This is a genomic window from Pseudoalteromonas sp. SR41-4 (assembly GCF_014163985.1).
Classification (GTDB): domain Bacteria; phylum Pseudomonadota; class Gammaproteobacteria; order Enterobacterales; family Alteromonadaceae; genus Pseudoalteromonas; species Pseudoalteromonas rhizosphaerae.
Window position 1 is genome coordinate 1 of record NZ_JACJEI010000032.1, and the last position, 20,591, is coordinate 20,591.

The window sequence follows — 20,591 nt, forward strand, 5'->3', positions numbered from 1 at the left end:
CTAATCTATCATGGCCAAAATCTTCAATATCTTCCCAGCCTTGGCACCCAGATATGACAGCGCTGACAGCTAAGAATATGATATCAAAAAGTTTATGGACAACTTTACCCTGCTGGCGAGGGTCGTCAATTGATTCGAAATATTTAAATAGTTGAATATCAGGCATGGGGGCTCCTTAAAAAGGAGTATAAGATCATACTTTTAAGTCAAGGTAAAGTTCGTGATCTTGCCCTGGGTACTTTAGCTTTTTTATATGTTTCTTCGGTGGTTACAACTCAAAATCAGTTTTTAGATTTACCAATTAAGGGGTCGGTACTACTTTCTCTATATGACTTTGTGACAATATTTTCTTCACTAGATGATTCAAAATCACTTATTTCTTTTTTCAACTACCTACAACAAGATGAACTTACTTTCGGTTTATCAGGCCCTGTAGACAAACTTGCAGCCTATGTTGATTCGCATTCTGTTTTAGTCGACGGAGCAAATGAACCGACTCATATAATGTTAGACCCTCATTACGGTTGTGATTGGCGATTTGGTAAGCTAAAAGAGTACTGGTGTAAAGCCCCAAAACAATTTCCAGTAAAATATAAGTCTTGGTGTTTGGAAAGTAATTATGATGAGATTTACTCAATAATAGCCAAAGATGACTTCACAATCTCTTGGTATACAGTAATTGGTGAGTGTGAAGTTCACTTTTACAGTGTGAACATTAGTGAAAATTTAGAGATCGAAGATGCTAAAATTCTTACCCTTGCTTTAGAAGCTTTTACTGATGCACTTAAGCAAAGAGAGGAATTAATTTCGAGCCTAAATATATTTTGCAGAAGCTTTATTAGGATTAATTGTATTGCTGCTCCGGCTAAATATGATGATAAAAATATCACGGATGCATTAAATAGCGACTTCTTAACAAATTATCATCTAACAAAGAAAGATAATGAAGTATTAGAATTAACTACCAACTTTAATCTAAGCTCTATTTTTGCTCACTTTCGTGAAGCTAAAGATGCTTCAGCACAAGCAAAAGCTGTTCATGAGTTAATTGTTATGCTGAGAACATTAGCTAACTCAGATTATCCAGAGAATGTAGCTAAAGCTATCAAAGAAAGTTGTTCTAGATCCCCAAGGGTTTTGATTAATGCAATTGAAAAAAATATTTCCTTACCTGAGTATTCAGATTATGAGACTGCAAATCCTCGAGATTATAAATTAGCTAGAAAAGAGTTAGCTATTATTTTAAAAAGTTTGGGGGTGAAACCAGGTCGCTATGAACTAAGCGCTGCTAAGAAAATAATAAATGATGCAAGAGATAAATTTAGGGTTGATATTCATAGGAAAATACAGAGTTTTAACAGGGTTAAGCTGATAGAGCTATGTGTAACCCAACATGAGAAGTTATTTGTAAAATCTAAGGAGTTCCAGCAGCGAATTATACAGAGTTTGAAGCATGAAGTTGCATATGATCGAGAAGAAAAGCTTCATGAAACTAAAGATAAAAACTCTAAGGACTCTCAAAATATAAGATACCTAATAGAGTTTTGTGTTGGTATGGAGTGGGATGGAGGAATTAATTGTAAACTTCAAAATTTTCAAGAATTGATTGGAAAAGTTGATTGGTTAAGTGTTCTATATTCTGCTAGTGATATTTTACATAATGGAATTCAAGTAGCTGGAATAGAAATTAATGACGACTTTATTCCAGAAGTTTTCTATTCAAAAGAACGCGAAGACCAAGAAAAAAAGTTTACTCGACTAGAATCAGAGATCAAACTTGGAAAAGGTTTAAATGAAGAAGACCAGGTAAGCTCAAAGCTTGAACGGTTTGTTCCTAGTTTGGATTCTGCGTTTGAAACAGATTTAGGTTTTAAATTTACATTGATGATTGAAGTGCTCTCGGTTATGTCAAAGTGGACACAATATAAAGAAGGCGTGAAAGAGTCATTTATATATCAAAGCGAGCCAAGAGAGTTGGTAAATGTTATATCAATGGCTTTAGGCGAATCTAATCGAAATGCAATAAATAATGCTATTAACTTCCTCACTCTAGAACCAAAGAAAACTCTAATTTTGTTTGGAAAAAATACTAAGGAACCAGATGTTCCTGTATGGGAGCATAACAAGAGGGCTTACAGGTATACATTAAGGCCTATTGTTCCACTCTTAGGGAGTAATGATTTGTTGTGGGGAGCTGGTATGGCAGAACAGGCTCGAAATATTTGGGCTGGAGCTATAGCTGAAGGATACCTACCTACGGAACAAAGCTCTAAATTGATAAATGGATCTGTCAGGAGAATTAAAGAGAGCATTGAAAAAGATCTTGAGTACGCATCTGAAAAAGTTGTGCGTAGATACTCGAATTATGTTTTACGCGGTATCGATTTCAAAAGACGCTTCAAGTCAGAGAATTTTGACGACGTTGGTGACTATGATGTCCTAGCATATTGGCCAAATGAAAATCGTTGGCTCACTATTGAGTGTAAGTACGTTCAACCATCATTTTGTATAAAGGACTCAAAGCGGTTACAGGAAAAAATGTTTGATAAATCTAAAGGTAAAAGCCATTTATGTAAAATAGCTAAAAGGAGAGAGTTTTTATTAAAAAACCTAGAAAAATTAAGAGAGCTATTAAAATGGCCCGCCGTCACAAATAGTAGTGATGTAGTAATTGAAGAGCTCTATGTTAGTAAAAATACCTATTGGTGTATGTATGTAACACCATATCCCGTTCCGACTGAATTCGTGCAGATAGATAGGCTAGATAATTGGTTTATAACTAACGGTTTTACTAAATGAGGAGCTGCATAATGAGGGGAGTAGAAATAATTACGATACCTGTATATCGTATTGAAAGGGGGAAATATAACAAACAAAAAGATTTGTTTTCTGAAAAGGTAATGTTTGGAGGCCCTGATGGTGAATTTAAAAGAGCTTATGCTAAAAGTGATAGGAATTGGTATTTAAATTTCAAAAGTCACTTAGATGAAAACTTTGGTGGTTCTTGGGAATATAATGAAATCATCGGTTATTTAGAAATTTATATACTTGGTAATCAAGTTAGAGCTCAATATTGGCAAGACAATAAAAAAAGAATTGTAAAAACAAGGAAAAAACTATTTGTATTTAAAACACACAAATTAGTTCCAGAAGTTAGCTTTGATAGAAGCCCCACAAATGAAGATATTTTTGATGTCATAAATGAGTGCATTTCAGATTGTAAGCAAGAATTAAAAGGCAGGTTCCTTGATACAAGTACTCTAGATCGTTTAGGGCCCTACATAAATTGGAAGGAATTGATCAAAAATGAGAATTGACACAATTAATCGTGTATAAAAACCACTCCTTTCAAATCCTGTAAAGCCATAAATCGGAACCTTTCAAGCCGGGCACCCCTTATTTCGTAACCCTTTGGGCGATTTCTAGCTTGACTGGCTTTTCAAATAAAGCGGGAAAGAGGGAATATAAAAAACTATATTAATTTGTTTTTATTATACTTTCCCATATTTCCCAACCTAATATCCCTTATTGAAATAGACTTGGTAGGGTGGTCATAGCCTCTTTTCGTTTACGATCTATAATAACTTCCTCTTTGGTGGACCAATAGTGGCCCATAACAAAGATAGTGGTGGGCCATTCAAGACCCATATTATGTAACTAAAGGAAACTATTGAAAGATTAAAAATCTATTAGATTTATGAATAAATTAGATATTTTAACTTTCGTTGGATGTTTGTTTCCTTTAGTTTACCTTGTTATTTACCGATACAAAACGAGCTGAAAATTTTGCCAAGTAGATCGTCAGAGGTAAATTCACCGGTGATCTCGTTTAAGTAGTTTTGTGTTAAACGTAGTTCTTCAGCTAGGATCTCACCGGCAATATGCATCTCTAATTGGTCTTTGCCAGTTTGTAAATGATGAGCTGCGCTATCGAGTGCATCCAAGTGACGACGACGGGCCATAAAGCCGCCTTCGGTAGCTCCCTGAAAACCTATACATGCCTTTAAGTGAGTACGAACTAACTCTATACCATCAGCATTTTTAGCACTTAAGCTGATCACTGGATATTGCTGGTTTTCGCTCATACCGACTTCGTCACCCGATAAATCGGCTTTATTTCGGATCACGGTTACGCCCATACCGGCAGGTAGTTTTGCCATAAACTCTGGCCAAATAGCATGTGGGTCAGTGTCTTTGGTATCAGTGCCATCAAGCATAAACAACACGCGGTCGGCTTGTTTTATTTCATCCCATGCGCGTTCAATGCCTATTTGCTCAACGCGGTCTGGGCTTTCGCGCAGGCCTGCAGTATCTATAATATGTAGCGGCATGCCATCAATGTGAATGTGTTCTCGTAGTACGTCACGGGTGGTGCCGGCAATTTCAGTAACAATAGCGGCTTCACGCCCTGCAAGTGCATTTAGTAAACTAGATTTGCCTGCGTTAGGGCGCCCAGCAATCACCACGCGCATACCTTCACGCATAATGCTGCCTTGTTTTGCTTGATTGGTCACATTGCTTAGCTGAGTGATAATGGCATTTAGATCACCAGAGACTTTACCGTCAGATAAAAAGTCTATTTCCTCATCGGGAAAATCAATGGCCGCTTCAACGTACATACGCAAGTGAATGACTTTTTCAACTAAGGTATCAATGTGCTTAGAGAACTCGCCCTGGAGTGATTGTAAGGCGCTTTTGGCTGCTTGTTCTGAAGTGGCATTAATTAAGTCAGCAATTGCTTCTGCTTGGGTTAAGTCCATTTTGTCGTTCATAAAGGCGCGCTCAGAAAACTCGCCTGGCTTTGCTAATCGCACACCTTCAATTTGGCTAATTTCTTTAAGTAGCATATCCAGTACTACAGGACCTCCATGGCCTTGTAGTTCAAGTACATCTTCGCCAGTGAAAGAGTTTGGCCCGGCAAAATAAATAGCAATACCTTGATCAAGTTGCTCGCCAGCAAGACTGTTAAATGGCACGTAATCGGCGTAACGCACCTTAGGGCAACGACCAATAATCTGTTCGGCGACGGTTTTTACTAAACTGCCAGAAACGCGAATAATACCAACGCCACCACGACCAGGTGCGGTTGCTTGTGCTGCAATTGTGTCTTGATTGATCATGCTAATAGTTTGCCAACTTAAAGAGTAATGGTATGGGCGTATTGTAACCTATGCAGTTATGACTGGCGAATAGCGGGCAATAAAAAAGGCGACCAATGGTCGCCTTAATTTAAGTAACTGAGCAAATTAGCCCCTGACTTTTATTCCTTGCTTTTCCATACCGCGATAGATGATCAGCATCTGTGCGATAGAGATAAGGTTTGATACTAACCAGTAAAGTACTAGACCAGATGGGAACCAAAGGAAGAACACTGAGAAGATAACCGGCATAAAGGTCATCATCTTTTGTTGCATCGGATCAGTTACCGTCATTGGTTGTAGCTTCTGAGTAATAAACATACTGGCACCAAATAAGATTGGTAGTACGTAGTATGGGTCTTTCGCAGATAAGTCAGTTAACCAAAAAATAAATTCAGCATGACGCAGTTCTGTTGATTCTAAGAATACATAAAATAGCGCTAAGAAAATTGGCATTTGCAGCAAAATAGGGAAACAGCCACCCATAGGGTTTACTTTCTCTTTGCGGTACATTTCCATGGTTGCTTGGCCGAATTTTTGACGGTCATCACCAAACTTTTCTTTTAATGCAGCCATTTTAGGCTGTAGGGCACGCATCTTCGCCATTGACGTATATTGCGCTTTGGTAAGTGGGTACATTGCTGATTTAACAATCACAGTAATGGCGATAATTGCCACACCCCAGTTACCTAGTATGCTATGTAGCCATTTTAATAGTATAAATAACGGCTGTGAGATAAACCATAACCAACCGTAATCGACAGTTAAATCTAAGTTCGGATGAATAGCTTCAAGTATATCCGACTCTTTAGGGCCCATATAGTAAGTTGCACCAAGAGTTGCTTGTTGGTTCGCTTGTACATTTATCGGCTCACCTTTAGCACCAATAATTGCTGCGTTGCCTTTAGCAATTAAGCTGTAAAGGGTATTTTGCTGTTCTTGCGAAGGAACCCACGCACTTACAAAGTAGTGCTGAATAAAAGCAATATAACCACCTTGCGTATTAATGCTAAGGTTTTTGTCGGCCATATCAGAAAAGCTATATTTCTCGTACTTTTCCTCAGCAGAACCATAGGCAGCACCTAAGTAGTTTTGGTCAACTAAGCTGCCTTTATCTTGTACTGTGCGTTTTACTTGCGTATACAGCTGTACTTGAATTGGCTCTGCGGTGGTGTTATTTACTGAGTATTCTAAAGCAACATCGTATTGACCTTTTTTGAATACATACGTTTTAGTAAAACTAACACCTTTGCTATCAGTAAATGTAAGTGGTACGCGAAGTTCGTCACCTGTTAAAGCAAATGTTTTTTGCTCAGAGTGATAAACCGGGCGACCTTCTGCAGATGCATCTGGGCCATTTAAGCCTATTAAACCACTTTGAGAGAAATATTGTTTACCATCAAACTCACCAAGTAACATATAAGGCGTTTCGCTGCCTTTTGTTTCTTCGTATTGCAGTAAGTCAGCTTCAACAATATCACCACCACGGGTGTCAATTTTAACTTTGAATACGTCAGTCGTAATTTCAATAACTGAACGTTTCGCGGTTGTTGCTGCAGTAGGTAATTCACCATCGGTTGATGATGGAACATAATCATCGGAGTCAGGGGAATTAGTTTGTAGTGTTTGTGTGTTGGCACTAGGATCGACTTTTGGTGCGTTGTAGTCTTTATTCCACTCTTGGAACAATAAAAACGATACAAGCATCAGGCCGATGAATAAAAACGTGCGTTGCGATTCCATAACAGCTCTTATTTCTCGTGTTGGTGGTTAATATGGGTTAATTTTTCAGGTACGGGATCATCCCCACCTGAATGTAAAGGATGACATTTTAATATGCGTTTAACCGCTAACCAACTCCCTTTTACAGATCCATGCAAATTAATTGCTTGAATAGCATAACTAGAGCAGGTTGGATTAAAGCGACAATGCGGACCTAACAGCGGACTAATCCACTTTTGATAACCACGAATTAATAACACTAAACAGCGCTTAGGAAAAGCAACAAGTGGTTTTAGTAACCTCATGATGTTCAAGCCTCTGCGTAATATTTAGTGAATGGATACCATGAATTTAAACGCCCAAAATGGAATTTTAAATGCATGATTAAAAGGTGAGCTAAAGATACCTTAATTAACCATGTAATTCTATTGCTATTGGCTCTGTTTATTGGATTTAGCCGATTTGTTGGGGCGTTTTTTAAACGGCGGTGGTTTTGGTGCACCAGGTTTACAGCGTTCGTTAATCTTGCGCCATAATTTAGTGAGTTGTTTAGTTAGCTCTTCATTTGACTGTTCATCAATACCACTTTTAACCATCAGCACAATATCGACATTATCAATAGTGTGTTGGTTTAAACGAAAACTTTCGCGAGCAAGACGTTTAATACGGTTTCGTTGGCAAGCTTTTTTAACCCGTTTTTTAGCGACAGTGAGTCCTAAGCGAGGTTTTGCTTGGTCATTGGGTTTTGCTAATAAGGTAAAGAAAGGAGTTGCGGCCCGAGCGGGTTCATTAAAGATGCGAGAGTAATGCGAGGGAGTTAACAGACGTAACTCCCTGCCAAAGTTAAAGTCTTCCACTTATATATTAAGCAGAAAGAACTTTGCGGCCTTTAGCGCGGCGACGAGCTAATACTTTACGGCCATTTACAGTTGCCATGCGAGCACGGAAACCGTGTGCACGTTTGCGTTTTAAAACGCTAGGTTGAAAAGTTCTTTTCATAACAATTCCATCCGATCGGTTAAAGGTTAAAACATCCTATGCAGGTCGCGATCCTGGCACAGGTGCCATTGCGAGCGCGAGATATTATCGATGAAGTGCCTTAAAGTCAACCATAATCGCATTTATAATAGAGGGGCGATAATAGATCTGTTGGCAGGATCTGCTAGGATCCTTATATTAAAGAAGTTTTCCACAGGCTCTGTATAAAAAGTGCATAAAAGCTTGGGGTAAGTAAAATAGATCACATAATTTGATCGCGATCCAAGCCCTTTTTTGCTATGATCATACTTTGAAGTTAAAAATAATTGCTATTAAAAATCAACGTCTTGCTTGTTTTTTTTAGCCAGATCATATTTTTCAAAAAAATCAATCTTGTACTTGTGGATAAAGTGCATTCATAATACTCGGTCTTGGGTTAATAAATTGCCTAAATAATAGTAATAAATGTATGATTTCCGGACACTAAAGATGACCGGGAATAAATACTAAGTCTTTGGGAGTTTAACTGTGTATCTGTCGGTTTGGCAAAGTTGTTTATATGTATTGCAAGATGAACTGCCTTCGCAGCAGTTCAGTATGTGGGTAAGACCACTACAAGCAGAAAGTACCGAAGATACCCTGACGATTTATGCACCTAATCGCTTTGTGCTTGATTGGGTAAGAGAAAAGTACTTAAACCGAATTAATGAATTACTTGTTGAGATTTGTAAGGATGAAGCGCCAGAGTTACGCTTTGATGTAGGTAGCAAGCCAATCCACAATGCGCAAGTGATTGCGCCTGCAACAACTGGCTCTGCGACCCCGATGAATCAGCCGGCAGCAAAGCAGCAACCAAAAGCAGCTAAAGCTGTGGTTGAGCCTGCTCCTAAGTCTGGTTACAAATCAAACATTAAAGAAAACTACACCTTTGATAGTTTTGTTGAAGGTAAATCTAACCAGTTAGCAAAAGCTGCTGCGACGCAAGTTGCGGATAATCCTGGTGCTGCCTTTAACCCGGTATTTATATATGGTGGAACGGGTTTAGGTAAAACGCATTTATTACATGCGGTTGGCAATGGCATTATGGCAAATAAGCCAGATGCAAAAATTGTTTATATGCACTCAGAACGCTTTGTGCAAGATATGGTTAAAGCCCTGCAAAATAATGCTATTGAAGAATTTAAGCGTTATTACCGCAGTGTTGATGCTTTAATGATCGATGATATTCAGTTTTTTGCTAACAAAGAACGCTCACAAGAAGAATTCTTTCATACTTTCAATGCATTACTTGAAGGTAACCAACAAATTATTTTAACCTCAGATCGTTATCCAAAAGAGATTGAAGGGGTTGAAGATCGCCTTAAATCACGTTTTGGTTGGGGTTTAACCATCGCGATTGAGCCGCCAGAGCTTGAAACGCGAGTGGCTATTTTGATGAAAAAAGCCCAGCAGAGTAAAATAAATTTACCTCACGAAGTGGCCTTTTTTATCGCTAAAAAATTACGTTCAAATGTGCGTGAGTTAGAGGGCGCGCTTAATCGTGTGATTGCTAATGCAAACTTTACTGGTCGACCAATTTCGATCGACTTTGTAAAAGAAGCATTACGTGACTTGCTCGCTTTGCAGGACAAACTGGTCACGATAGACAATATTCAACGTACGGTTGCTGAATATTATCGTATTCGTGTCTCAGACCTGCTATCTAAGCGCCGCAGCCGCTCTATCGCAAGACCTCGTCAAGTTGCTATGGCACTGTCTAAAGAACTTACCAATCACAGCTTACCTGAGATTGGTGATGCCTTTGGTGGCCGCGACCACACTACAGTATTGCATGCTTGCAGAAAGATTAAATCACTACGTGATGAAAGCCACGAAGTGAAAGAAGATTACCAAAACCTAATAAGAACATTGTCATCTTAGGGCTGACTTTATTATGCAAATAACTATATCAAGAGAACAATTTTTAAAACCTTTGGTGCAAGTATCCGGCGCAATTGAACGCAAGCATACCTTGCCAATTTTATCTAACGTTTTGTTAGAGGTTGAAAATGGCGAGCTTTCAATGACAGGCACAGACCTTGAAATTGAACTTGTTGCAAAGGTTTTTGTTGGCGATGATACCGCTGATACTAAATTGACTTTGCCAGCTAAAAAATTACTCGATATTTGTAAAAGTCTGCCAGACGGTTCAGATTTAACGTTGAGCAGTCAAGATCACCAACTATTACTGACCAGTGGAAAAAGTCGCTTTTCATTAACTACACTCGCTGCGGAAGACTTTCCTAATCTTGAGCAGTGGGACGGTGAAGTTGAATTTCAACTAACGCGCTTAGAACTGCGAAAGTTACTTGAAAGCACTCACTTTTCGATGGCCAATCAAGACGTACGCTATTACTTAAATGGTATGTCGTTTGAAGTAGATAATACTGATATAAAAACAGTGGCTACTGATGGTCACCGTTTAGCAATTGCGCAAAAACAATTAACGCAATCGTTAAACACTCAACGTCAGCTAATAATTCCGCGTAAAGGCGTACAAGAAATTATGCGGCTAATGGTTGCTGATGATGAGTTGGTGACAATTCAATTTGGTGCAAATCATATTCGTATTTTAGATACAGAGTTTACTTTTACTAGTAAATTAGTTGATGGGCGTTTTCCTGATTACCGCCGAGTATTGCCACGTGGTGGTGATAAAGTGATTACCGCAAATCGTGAATGGTTACGCAGTGCGTTTCAACGGGTATCTATTTTATCGAACGAGAAGTTTAGAGGTGTACGGTTAAACTTATCGAACGGACTATTAAAAATTACCGCCAACAACCCAGAGCAAGAGCAAGCTGAGGAAGTGGTTGAAGTGAGCTATCAAGGTGATGACTTAGAAATTGGCTTTAACGTATCGTATGTTTTAGATGTATTAAATACATTAAAAACAGAAGACGTTTTATTTACGCTTGCTGATTCAAATAGTAGTGCATTGATAGAAGGTGCTGGCGATGAAGAAGCCATGTACGTTGTTATGCCAATGCGCTTATAAGGCACTATGAGTTTAAGTCATTTGAGCCTCAATAATTTTCGGAATATTGAGGCACTCACTGTAGAGCCAGTGAATGGTATTAACATAATTTATGGTGAAAATGGCAGTGGCAAAACCAGCCTTCTTGAGGCTATTTATTACCTTTCTCATGGCAAGTCTTTCCGCACCCCAAAACACAAAAGTATCATTACGCACCATAAAGAAAAATTCACCATTCATGGTCGTAAATCACTTTATAACTTATCAATTCCAATCGGTATTAGTAAGACTTTAAGTGGTGAGACCGAATTAAAAATACAGGGTAAGTCTAGTCGTCGAGTGTCTGAACTTGCCCAGTTAATGCCAGTACAAGTGATCACCCCTGAAAGCTATTCGTTGTTTTTTGGAGGTCCAAAAGAACGCCGAAAATTTTTAGATTTAGGATTGTTCCACGTGGAACAAGACTTTTTTTATTTGTGGCAATCTTTCAATAAAGTATTAAAGCAACGTAATGCATTATTGAAAAGTAAGCCTAAGAATTATTTTGATCAAATCAAGTTTTGGGATAAAGAATTTGTTAGACTGGCAGACCAAATAAATAATTTACGAATTGCGTATATAAGTAGGTTTAAGCAGCAATTTTTTGATAAAATGTGTGCAGAATTAACGCTTATACGCGATTTAGAAATAAGTTTTTATGCTGGTTGGAAAGAAAATGAATCTCTAGCCGACGCTCTCGAACAAAGCTTTGAGCGTGATAGTCGCCAAGGTTTTACAAATAAAGGGCCGCATAAAGCTGATTTCAGTTTTAGTGTCGCTGGCAATAGTGTGGAAAACACCTTTTCACGCGGTCAATTGAAACTATTGCTTTATGCGTTAAAAGTAACGCAAAATAGTTTGATTGAGTCAGAGACAGAAAAGCAATCAATATTGCTAATAGATGATCTACCTTCAGAGTTAGGGGAAGATACGAAAGAGAAAGTAGGACAGTTATTGTCGCACTGTAGCTCTCAAATATTTATCTCTACAATTCAATCTGAAAGTATTTCTGCTGTGGTGGAACCCATGCAACGAGAACTACAAATGTTCCACGTGAAACATGGCAACCTAATAACAAGATAAGTGGGATTAACCATGTCTGAGAATTACGATTCGTCGAGTATTAAAGTACTAAAAGGATTAGACGCAGTAAGAAAGCGTCCTGGAATGTATATAGGGGACACCGATGATGGCACAGGCTTACACCACATGGTGTTTGAAGTCGTTGATAACTCTATCGATGAAGCCTTAGCAGGTCATTGTGATGACATCTTTGTCTCAATTCATTTAGATGGTTCAGTCTCTGTTCGAGATAACGGCCGTGGTATTCCAACTTCAATTCATGAAGAAGAAGGCGTGTCAGCTGCTGAAGTAATTATGACAGTACTACATGCTGGTGGTAAGTTTGATGATAACTCATATAAAGTATCAGGCGGCTTACACGGTGTTGGTGTTTCAGTAGTAAATGCGCTTTCAGAAAAATTAAAGCTAACAGTTCGTCGTGAAGGCAAGTTACATGAGCAATTTTACACTATGGGTGTTCCTGATGCGCCACTAGCTGTAATTGGCGAATCAGAAACCACAGGTACTGAACTTCGTTTTTGGCCAAGTGGTGAGACTTTCACAAATTTAGATTTCCATTACGATATTTTAGCTAAGCGCTTACGCGAGTTATCATTCCTGAATTCAGGTGTGAGTATTATTTTAAATGATGAACGCGAAGAAAATAAAACAGACCACTTTAAATATGAAGGGGGTATTCGTGCCTTCGTTGAGTATTTAAACCGTAACAAGACACCTATTCATAAAGGTGTATTCCACTTTACTCATGAACGTGAAGAAGATGGTATTAGCGTTGAAGTATCAATGCAGTGGAATGATGCTTACCAAGAAAACATTTACTGTTTTACAAACAACATTCCACAACGTGATGGTGGTACTCACTTAGCCGGTTTTAGATCTGCGCTAACTCGTACACTTAACAACTATATGGAAAAAGAAGGCTTTAACAAAAAAGCTAAAACAACCAGTAATGCAACAGGCGATGATGCCCGTGAAGGCTTAACTGCAGTTGTTAGTGTTAAAGTTCCTGATCCTAAGTTCTCATCACAAACCAAAGATAAGCTAGTTTCAAGCGAAGTTAAATCAGCTGTAGAACAGGCAATGGCTGAGAAATTCACTGAATTCTTATTAGAAAATCCAGTAGATGCAAAAATAGTTGTTGGTAAAATCATTGATGCTTCTCGTGCTCGTGAAGCGGCGCGTAAAGCCCGTGAAATGACTCGTCGTAAAGGCGCAATGGACTTAGCAGGTTTACCTGGTAAGTTAGCGGATTGCCAAGAAAAAGATCCAGCCCTGTCTGAACTATATATAGTGGAAGGGGACTCTGCTGGCGGATCAGCCAAGCAGGGTCGTAACCGTAAGAATCAAGCGATTCTTCCGCTTAAAGGTAAAATACTAAACGTAGAGAAAGCGCGTTTTGATAAGATGTTATCTTCACAAGAAGTTGCCACGTTAATTACAGCCCTTGGTTGTGGTATTGGTCGCGATGAGTATAACCCTGAAAAATTACGCTATCACCGCATCATTATCATGACCGATGCTGACGTCGATGGTTCGCACATTCGTACGTTACTATTGACCTTTTTCTACCGTCAAATGCCAGAAATCGTTGAACGTGGTTATATCTATATTGCTCAACCACCACTTTATAAAGTGAAAAAAGGTAAACAAGAGCGCTATATTAAAGATGATCCAGCACTTGTCGAATACCTAACTTCATTAGCATTAAATGGTGCCGCACTTTATACCGGTGCTGATGCATCTGCACTTGAAGGTGAAGCTTTAGAGGCTATCGTTCATGATTATCAAAACACAGTTAAAGTTATTGAGCGCTTAAAACGTAAATACCCGAATACGGTTATGGAACGTTTGATTTATCAAACAGAGCTAAACGAAACTGATTTAGCCGATGAAGCTAAAGTAATCGAGTGGACCAAAACGTTAGTCGATGACTTAGTCGCACGTGATGAAGATGCAACTATCTTCGCTGCTGCAACAGAGCATGATACTGAACGTAACTTATATTACCCAGTTATCAATATTCGCCAACACGGTGTTGATAAGGCACACGTACTAAGCCATGACTTTATCTCTTCACGTGATTATAAACGCATCGCAGTAACTGGTACTAACATTGCCAATATCTTAAGTGAAGGTGCTTATATTCAACGTGGTGAGAAGACTCTAGCTGTTGATAACTTTGTGGATGCATTGGAATGGTTGATCGCAGAATCTAAGCGTGGGCTATATATCCAGCGCTATAAAGGACTAGGTGAGATGAATCCAAGTCAGCTGTGGGAAACTACCATGGATCCTTCAGCGCGTCGCATGTTACAAGTAACCATTGAAGATGCTGTTGGTGCAGACCAATTATTCGCAACCTTGATGGGTGACCAAGTTGAGCCGCGTCGTGAGTTCATAGAAACGAATGCACTACGTGTAGTTAACTTAGACGTATAATTAAATTATAGTAATTACAAAAAAGGAGCCTTAGGCTCCTTTTTTATTTTCTCAATTGCACAAACTGCTTAAAACATGACTACGCACAAGGTATACTGAAGGTAATTTTCACGCTACATCACAGCAGATACTAAAAGCCAAATATGCAAAAATATGACGTTAAAACCTTTCAAGGTTTGATCCTGGCTTTACAGGATTACTGGGCACAGCAAGGCTGTGTCATTATTCAGCCACTTGATATGGAAGTTGGTGCAGGCACATTTCATCCGCAAACATTTTTAAAGTCTATTGGTCCTGAACCAATGTCGAGCGCGTATGTGCAACCATGTCGTCGTCCTACCGATGGCCGTTATGGTGAGAATCCAAATCGCCTGCAACATTACTACCAGTTCCAAGTTGTATTAAAACCATCACCAGATAACATCCAAGAGCTATATTTAGGCTCATTAGCGGCTGTTGGCATTGATACCCTTACTGACGAAGTACGCTTCGTTGAAGACAACTGGGAATCACCTACGCTAGGCGCATGGGGTCTTGGTTGGGAGATCTGGTTAAACGGTATGGAAGTAACCCAGTTTACCTACTTCCAACAAGTAGGGGGCTTAGAGTGCTCTCCTGTTACTGGTGAGATCACTTATGGTCTTGAGCGTTTAGCTATGTACATTCAAGGCGTAAATAGCATCTACGATTTAGTATGGGCTGATGGCCCAATGGGCCGTGTTACTTACGGTGATGTATTCCATCAGAACGAAGTTGAGCAATCAACTTATAACTTTGAGCATGCAAATGTTGACGATTTATTTGCCCAGTTTGATAAATGCGAAGCTGAGAGCCAAAAGCTAATTGAAGCAAGCTTACCATTACCTGCTTATGAGCAAGTAATGAAAGCATCACACGCATTTAACTTATTGGATGCACGTCACGCTATTTCGGTGACAGAGCGCCAGCGTTATATCTTGCGCGTTCGTGCATTATCTAAAGCGTGTGCACAAAGTTATTATGACAAACGCGAAGCGCTTGGTTTCCCGTTGTGTAAGGATAAGTAAGCATGTCAGCACAAAATTTATTAGTAGAAATTGGCACCGAAGAGTTGCCACCAAAATCATTGCGTAAACTTGCCGAAGCATTTGCTGCAAATCTGACTGCAGAGCTTGAGAGTCTAGAGCTTAATCACCAAGGCGTAAGCTGGTATGCATCTCCTCGTCGCTTAGGTTTACAAGTAACAGCACTTGAAGCTCAGCAACAAGACAAAGAAGTAGAAAAACGTGGTCCAGCAACGAAGGCTGCATTTGATGCCGATGGCAAGCCGACCAAAGCTGCAATGGGTTGGGCTCGTGGTTGTGGTATTGAAGTAAGTGAAGCGCAAACACTCGAGACCGATAAAGGTGCATGGTTGTTACACATTGCTAAAGTAGCAGGCAAAGAAACCACAGCCTTGATGGCTGATGCGGTAAATAAAGCGTTAGCTAAACTTCCTATTCCTAAACCAATGCGTTGGGGGGCGAATAAAACACAATTTATTCGTCCTGTTCATACCGCAACTATTTTGTTTGGCGAACAGCTAATTGAAGGCGAAGTCCTTGGTAAAGCAGTGGGTAACCAACTGCAAGGCCATCGTTTTCATCATCCAGAAAAAATCACAATCAAACACGCTGATGATGTTTTTGAGGTGCTTAAGTCTGCACATGTTGTTGCTGATTACCAGCAGCGTAAAGCACAAATTCGTAGCCAAATCGAAGCTGCAGCAACAGCCGTTAATGCAGTAGTAGCTATGGATGAAGATTTACTTGAAGAAGTAACTTCATTGGTTGAATGGCCAGTAACTCTTACTGCAACATTTGAAGAAGCGTTTTTAGATGTACCAGCCGAAGCGCTGATCTACACTATGAAAGACGATCAAAAATACTTCCCATTACTTGATCAAGACGGCAAGCTACTTAATAAGTTTTTGTTTGTTTCAAACATCGAAAGTAAAAACCCAAGCGTAGTTATTGCTGGTAACGAGAAAGTAGTGCGCCCGCGTTTAGCTGATGCGCAGTTCTTCTTTGAAACAGATAAAAAGAAAACTCTTGAAAGCCGTTTAGAATCACTTAATAGCGTATTGTTCCAACAGCAATTGGGTACGCTTAAAGATAAGTCAGAGCGTATTAGTGAACTTGCTGGTTACATTGCTGAGCAATTAGGTGCCGATAAAACACTTGCTAAGCGTGCTGGTTTATTAAGTAAAACCGATCTAATGACCGAAATGGTGATGGAGTTTACTGACGTACAAGGTGTGATGGGGATGCACTATGCACGCCATGACGGTGAAGCTGAAGATGTTGCCATTGCCCAAAACGAGCAATACATGCCGCGTTTTGCCGGTGATAATTTACCTACAAACTTAATTAGCTGCGCGGTAGCGATTGCCGATAAGTTCGATACACTGGTAGGTATTTTTGGTATTGGCCAAGCACCAAAAGGTGATAAAGATCCGTTTGCGCTTCGTCGTGCAGCCATTGGTGCGCTGCGTATCATGGTAGAAAAAGAACTACCACTTGATATTTTAGATCTAGTCGCAAAATCACAAACCCTGTTTGGCGACAAGCTAACTAACTTAAATGTATCAGCCGATGTGTTTGAATTTATGCTAGGGCGTTTTCGTGCATGGTATCAAGATGAAGGTATTGAAGTAGACGTTATTCAAGCTGTACTAGTACGTCGCCCAACTAAGCCTGTTGATTTTGACCGTCGTGTTAAAGCGGTAAGTCACTTCCGTACATTAGACGCCGCAGAAGCGCTTGCAGCAGCTAATAAACGGGTAAGTAATATTCTGGCTAAAAATGACATTACAACGCAAGGCACTGTTGATGAGAGCTTATTAAGCGATGATGCCGAAAAGGCATTAGCGGCACAAGTTGCTAAGTTTGCCACTGAATTAGCGCCGTTATACGCGGCTGGCGACTATCAAGAAGCGCTTGCCCAACTTGCGGGTATTCGTGAAAGTGTTGATAACTTCTTCGACAACGTGATGGTAATGGCAGACGATGAAGCCGTTAAGCAAAACCGTTTAGCATTACTAAGTCAACTGAGTGGTCTATTTTTAGATATTGCTGATATTTCTGTATTACAGAAATAAATTCAGCTTCGCTTAAAAAGCCAGCAGCTATGCTGGCTTTTTAGTATTAGAGGGAATACCTATGAAACGTATATTAACAGTGGCTCTAGTTGCTTTACTGAGTGCTTGTTCGAGCCAAATACAAATGCCAGATCTTAGCGATGTACTGCCAGGCCAAGAACTTGACCGTACAATGTACCTACGCGGCGACTTCAATTTATGGGATGCAGAAACGCAATATGAATTTACTCAAGTCGCGCCTGCGCTTTATCAAGCACAAGTAAAGTTTTCAACACCGGGTAAAGTGTATGAGTTTAAAATCGCTGATATGGAGTGGAGCGCAGGTTATAACTGTGGGTTCAGTGAACAAGATCCAACCGGTCAATCTCTGACGTTAGGGCAAAGCGTTGTTGCCGATTGTGACACTACTTATAATTATTTTAGCTTCACTCCTGCAATTAAAGGCAGCTACATCGTTAGCATCGATTATCATAATAACGATCAGCCAAAAGTAACAATAACTAAAAAATAGAGCTACAGGGTAAATATTGCCATTATAATGTCTGATTATATTTACAGAAGTAATAACACCCTGTTAAAATTGGTACAGACTTTTTGTAATAATCGAAGTCAATTATTTTTGAGTACTATATCAAAAATAATTTAAAACCTCTAAAGCGCCAAATATAATCATAATATACTTGGATCGTTAATATGAATAAAAAAAATTAAAATAGGATTACAGATGTTAAAAGCTACAGTAACAGCAGTTGTTTTAGCGGGGGCTTTTATAGCCGCTCCATTACAGGCTAAAGAGGGTCTTAACCCTTGGCAGGATTGTGGTATCGGCGCAATGGTATTTCCAGAGAATGGAACCGCAGCAGCAATTTCAAATATTATTTGGGATTTAGGTACTACAGCAGTATCTTCAAATATATCATCTGTTGGTAGCTGTGAAGGCGCAGGTGCAAAAACAGCTCTATTTATTCAACAAACATTCCCTGTACTTGAGCAAGAAATTGCTGAAGGTGAAGGTGAGTATGTTACTGCAATGCTAAATGTACGTGGTTGTGACGCTAGTTCTCATGGTCAAATTGTAAATGCTATCCGTAACGATTTTGCGACTAAACCTGCTCAAAATCCTCAAGCATTATATGCAATTGTTGAAAGCAAAGTGACTACACAGTTTGCAGCTACTTGCCCAGTTATTTAACTGTTAATAGAGTAGGTGTCAGCACCTACTCATACTTATGACTACAATCAAATACTTACCAGCACTAGCACTGTTTGCTACGTTTTCATCTTATTCATCTAGCTCACTTTCCGAGCATCCAACCTGGTTGAAATTAGGGCATTATAAAAACGCATCATCTCCTCAAAGTTATATTGAGAGTGATTCATTTTTTATCTCAAAAAATGGCAAAAATAACCCTTCATCCGAGTTAAAAGCAACGATTGATGCATTTAATAAAGACGCACAAATGCAATGCAAGTATCCTGCTAGATATCAGTGGTTACTATCACAAGGGCTTGAATTCTCAGAGCCAAAGGTTGAATGCACCGAACTTATAGAGTGGAGAGATAAACAACCGATTCACTCTGTAAGTTTAGTCTTTGCTTCAGGGTATATGAGCAATCCGGCTTCGCTTTATGGCCATATGCTTTTAAAGCTAAATAGATCAACGCCAGAGCACAATAAGTTACTAGATTACAGCTTAAATTATGGGGCACTAGTTCCTGATAATGAAAACGGTTTGGTCTATATTACGAAAGGGTTATTTGGCGGTTACGAGGCTGGTTTTTCTGATCAACTATTTTACCGTCATCAACATAACTATGGTGAAATAGAGCTGAGAGATATATGGGAATATAAGCTTAACTTTAGCCAAGAAGACGTCCTCTTTTTAACTAATCATTTATGGGAAATTATGGGGGCTAAGTATTCTTACTATTTTGCGGATGAAAACTGTGCATTTCATATCGCAAGGGTTGTTGAATTAATTATAGGGGAGCAGTTAACGAATGAGCTTTCGCCTTGGGTTATTCCTGCGACTATTTTTTCTCGCTTAAATAGTGCTCAATATAATAACGAAAAGCTAGTAAAGCAGATTGAGTTTACTCCTTCAAGAAGTAGTGTTTTTCATCAATATGAAAACAATCTTTCAGTAAAAGACTCTAAGCTGGCTTTAGCTATTTATCATTCGCAAAATATACTTTTTGAGCCGACATTTACAAATCTAGATGTGGTAACTAAAAAACGAATTATTGAAACTCTTTTTGAGTTTGTTCAGTTGCAGCAAATAAAAAAATATGATGTTGAACACATTGAAAAGTTAAAAAAAGCTCTTATTAAAGCTCGTTTAGTCCTACCTCCAGGTAAAGAAACCTCTTTTATTAATTATGATAAATATGCACCGCATTCAGCTCAGAAACCCTCAAATATATCTATTTCTTCGACTGTGTATAAAAATGAACAAAGCCTAAATTTAGGTTTCAGATTGAGTTATTTTGATTCATTAGCTTCTGATATTGCCAGAGTTCCTTACTCTAATTTAGAGATGTTGGATGTTGAGGTTGCTTTATTTGATTCGCAGTTATATCTAGAAAAATTACATCTTTTAGATCTAGAATCATTTAACCCAGCCTATAGTCAGTGGCCAAATGAAGGCGGTTGGGCATGGCAGATAAATGTAGGTTATGAAAGAAATCGCAGTCAGTGCTTTAGTTGCTCAAGTACATTTGCCATGGCAGGAGTTGGAAAGTCATGGTTATTAAATGCTAATCAGTCGCTAGTGTACGGTATGATTAATGGTTATGCTGGTGAATTACAAAGCACCCAACAATGGCTGGATACTTCAATAGAGCTAGGATTTTTAACGACTGTAACTTCTAATTTAAAACTAAGAACATCAATTGAGAAGTTTTATCACCAACAGTTAAGCGGTATTGCAACGAACATCGAGCTATCAGTGCCTATCAATCAAGATTTCGACATACGATTTGGTTATAAACATGCAACAGAGTTTCAGTGGCAGTTGAAATTAAACTTTTACTGGGATTAATGAATGTTTTAATTAGG

The 20,591-nt window shown here is 39.1% G+C and carries 17 protein-coding genes; 11 read left to right on the top strand and 6 right to left on the bottom strand.

Annotation, left to right across the window (positions count from 1 at the left end; all coding sequences use genetic code 11):
• Nucleotides 1–166 (bottom strand): transposase family protein (locus tag H5180_RS19485; protein ID WP_182740696.1); only part of this gene is annotated, 166 nt, incomplete at its 3' end.
• Between the two features lie 98 nt (nucleotides 167–264).
• Here H5180_RS19485 and H5180_RS19490 point away from each other — a divergent pair.
• Entirely contained in the window at nucleotides 265–2,799 is a 2,535-nt protein-coding gene (locus H5180_RS19490; protein ID WP_182758888.1) for a hypothetical protein, read from the top strand.
• An 11-nt stretch (nucleotides 2,800–2,810) separates the two neighbouring features.
• Nucleotides 2,811–3,317, top strand: a complete 507-nt coding sequence (locus H5180_RS19495; RefSeq protein ID WP_182758889.1) for a hypothetical protein — start codon at nucleotides 2,811–2,813, stop codon at nucleotides 3,315–3,317.
• A gap of 438 nt (nucleotides 3,318–3,755) precedes the next feature.
• On the opposite strand, the gene mnmE is transcribed toward H5180_RS19495, so the two are convergent.
• The 5 genes from mnmE to rpmH form a co-directional block, all read right to left on the bottom strand.
• On the bottom strand, nucleotides 3,756–5,120 hold the full coding sequence (mnmE, locus tag H5180_RS19500) for a tRNA uridine-5-carboxymethylaminomethyl(34) synthesis GTPase MnmE (protein WP_145241707.1): 1,365 nt from the start codon (nucleotides 5,118–5,120) through the stop codon (nucleotides 3,756–3,758).
• A 126-nt stretch (nucleotides 5,121–5,246) separates the two neighbouring features.
• Nucleotides 5,247–6,881, bottom strand: coding sequence for a membrane protein insertase YidC (gene yidC, locus H5180_RS19505; RefSeq protein ID WP_145241709.1), 1,635 nt, complete (start codon nucleotides 6,879–6,881; stop codon nucleotides 5,247–5,249).
• Between the two features lie 8 nt (nucleotides 6,882–6,889).
• A complete protein-coding gene (gene yidD / locus H5180_RS19510) occupies nucleotides 6,890–7,165 on the bottom strand; it encodes a membrane protein insertion efficiency factor YidD (RefSeq protein ID WP_064668255.1) in 276 nt (91 codons plus the stop codon).
• A gap of 126 nt (nucleotides 7,166–7,291) precedes the next feature.
• Nucleotides 7,292–7,717, bottom strand: coding sequence for a ribonuclease P protein component (rnpA, locus tag H5180_RS19515; RefSeq protein WP_145241711.1), 426 nt, complete (start codon nucleotides 7,715–7,717; stop codon nucleotides 7,292–7,294).
• 7 nt (nucleotides 7,718–7,724) lie between these two features.
• The gene (gene rpmH / locus H5180_RS19520; protein WP_004335215.1) at nucleotides 7,725–7,859 is read right to left on the bottom strand and encodes a 50S ribosomal protein L34; all 135 of its coding nucleotides are present in this window, start codon (nucleotides 7,857–7,859) and stop codon (nucleotides 7,725–7,727) included.
• 507 nt (nucleotides 7,860–8,366) lie between these two features.
• On the opposite strand from rpmH, the gene dnaA reads away from it, so the two are divergent.
• From dnaA to H5180_RS19565, 9 genes are all read left to right on the top strand, one after another.
• Nucleotides 8,367–9,758, top strand: a complete 1,392-nt coding sequence (gene dnaA / locus H5180_RS19525) for a chromosomal replication initiator protein DnaA (RefSeq protein WP_145241713.1) — start codon at nucleotides 8,367–8,369, stop codon at nucleotides 9,756–9,758.
• Between the two features lie 13 nt (nucleotides 9,759–9,771).
• Complete coding sequence (gene dnaN, locus H5180_RS19530) at nucleotides 9,772–10,875, top strand: DNA polymerase III subunit beta (protein WP_145241715.1); 1,104 nt, start codon at nucleotides 9,772–9,774, stop codon at nucleotides 10,873–10,875.
• Between the two features lie 6 nt (nucleotides 10,876–10,881).
• On the top strand, nucleotides 10,882–11,976 hold the full coding sequence (gene recF, locus H5180_RS19535; protein WP_145241717.1) for a DNA replication/repair protein RecF: 1,095 nt from the start codon (nucleotides 10,882–10,884) through the stop codon (nucleotides 11,974–11,976).
• A gap of 12 nt (nucleotides 11,977–11,988) precedes the next feature.
• On the top strand, nucleotides 11,989–14,415 hold the full coding sequence (gyrB, locus tag H5180_RS19540) for a DNA topoisomerase (ATP-hydrolyzing) subunit B (protein WP_145241719.1): 2,427 nt from the start codon (nucleotides 11,989–11,991) through the stop codon (nucleotides 14,413–14,415).
• Nucleotides 14,416–14,558: 143 nt separating this feature from the next.
• The gene (gene glyQ / locus H5180_RS19545; RefSeq protein WP_182758890.1) at nucleotides 14,559–15,461 is read left to right on the top strand and encodes a glycine--tRNA ligase subunit alpha; all 903 of its coding nucleotides are present in this window, start codon (nucleotides 14,559–14,561) and stop codon (nucleotides 15,459–15,461) included.
• A gap of 2 nt (nucleotides 15,462–15,463) precedes the next feature.
• Nucleotides 15,464–17,533 (top strand): glycine--tRNA ligase subunit beta, encoded by a 2,070-nt coding sequence (gene glyS, locus H5180_RS19550; protein WP_182758891.1) that lies wholly within the window; start codon nucleotides 15,464–15,466, stop codon nucleotides 17,531–17,533.
• 61 nt (nucleotides 17,534–17,594) lie between these two features.
• Complete coding sequence (locus H5180_RS19555) at nucleotides 17,595–18,044, top strand: hypothetical protein (RefSeq protein ID WP_182735381.1); 450 nt, start codon at nucleotides 17,595–17,597, stop codon at nucleotides 18,042–18,044.
• A gap of 213 nt (nucleotides 18,045–18,257) precedes the next feature.
• Nucleotides 18,258–18,725 carry a DUF3015 family protein gene (locus tag H5180_RS19560; RefSeq protein ID WP_182758892.1) on the top strand — a complete coding sequence of 156 codons (468 nt, stop codon included), beginning with the start codon at nucleotides 18,258–18,260 and terminating at the stop codon, nucleotides 18,723–18,725.
• A 37-nt stretch (nucleotides 18,726–18,762) separates the two neighbouring features.
• Nucleotides 18,763–20,574 (top strand): DUF4105 domain-containing protein, encoded by a 1,812-nt coding sequence (locus H5180_RS19565; protein ID WP_182731930.1) that lies wholly within the window; start codon nucleotides 18,763–18,765, stop codon nucleotides 20,572–20,574.
• The last annotated feature ends 17 nt before the right edge of the window (nucleotides 20,575–20,591 follow it).

Bases quoted from the DNA above. Each gene is read 5' to 3' on its own strand.
- yidC (WP_145241709.1), bottom strand. From the start codon at position 6,881: ATGGAATCGCAACGCACGTTTTTATTCATCGGCCTGATGCTTGTATCG.
- dnaN (WP_145241715.1), top strand. From the start codon at position 9,772: ATGCAAATAACTATATCAAGAGAACAATTTTTAAAACCTTTGGTGCAA.
- glyS (WP_182758891.1), top strand. From the start codon at position 15,464: ATGTCAGCACAAAATTTATTAGTAGAAATTGGCACCGAAGAGTTGCCA.
- H5180_RS19565 (WP_182731930.1), top strand. From the start codon at position 18,763: ATGACTACAATCAAATACTTACCAGCACTAGCACTGTTTGCTACGTTT.
- gyrB (WP_145241719.1), top strand. From the start codon at position 11,989: ATGTCTGAGAATTACGATTCGTCGAGTATTAAAGTACTAAAAGGATTA.
- H5180_RS19560 (WP_182758892.1), top strand. From the start codon at position 18,258: ATGTTAAAAGCTACAGTAACAGCAGTTGTTTTAGCGGGGGCTTTTATA.
- recF (WP_145241717.1), top strand. From the start codon at position 10,882: ATGAGTTTAAGTCATTTGAGCCTCAATAATTTTCGGAATATTGAGGCA.
- yidD (WP_064668255.1), bottom strand. From the start codon at position 7,165: ATGAGGTTACTAAAACCACTTGTTGCTTTTCCTAAGCGCTGTTTAGTG.
- mnmE (WP_145241707.1), bottom strand. From the start codon at position 5,120: ATGATCAATCAAGACACAATTGCAGCACAAGCAACCGCACCTGGTCGT.
- H5180_RS19495 (WP_182758889.1), top strand. From the start codon at position 2,811: ATGAGGGGAGTAGAAATAATTACGATACCTGTATATCGTATTGAAAGG.
- rpmH (WP_004335215.1), bottom strand. From the start codon at position 7,859: ATGAAAAGAACTTTTCAACCTAGCGTTTTAAAACGCAAACGTGCACAC.
- glyQ (WP_182758890.1), top strand. From the start codon at position 14,559: ATGCAAAAATATGACGTTAAAACCTTTCAAGGTTTGATCCTGGCTTTA.
- H5180_RS19555 (WP_182735381.1), top strand. From the start codon at position 17,595: ATGAAACGTATATTAACAGTGGCTCTAGTTGCTTTACTGAGTGCTTGT.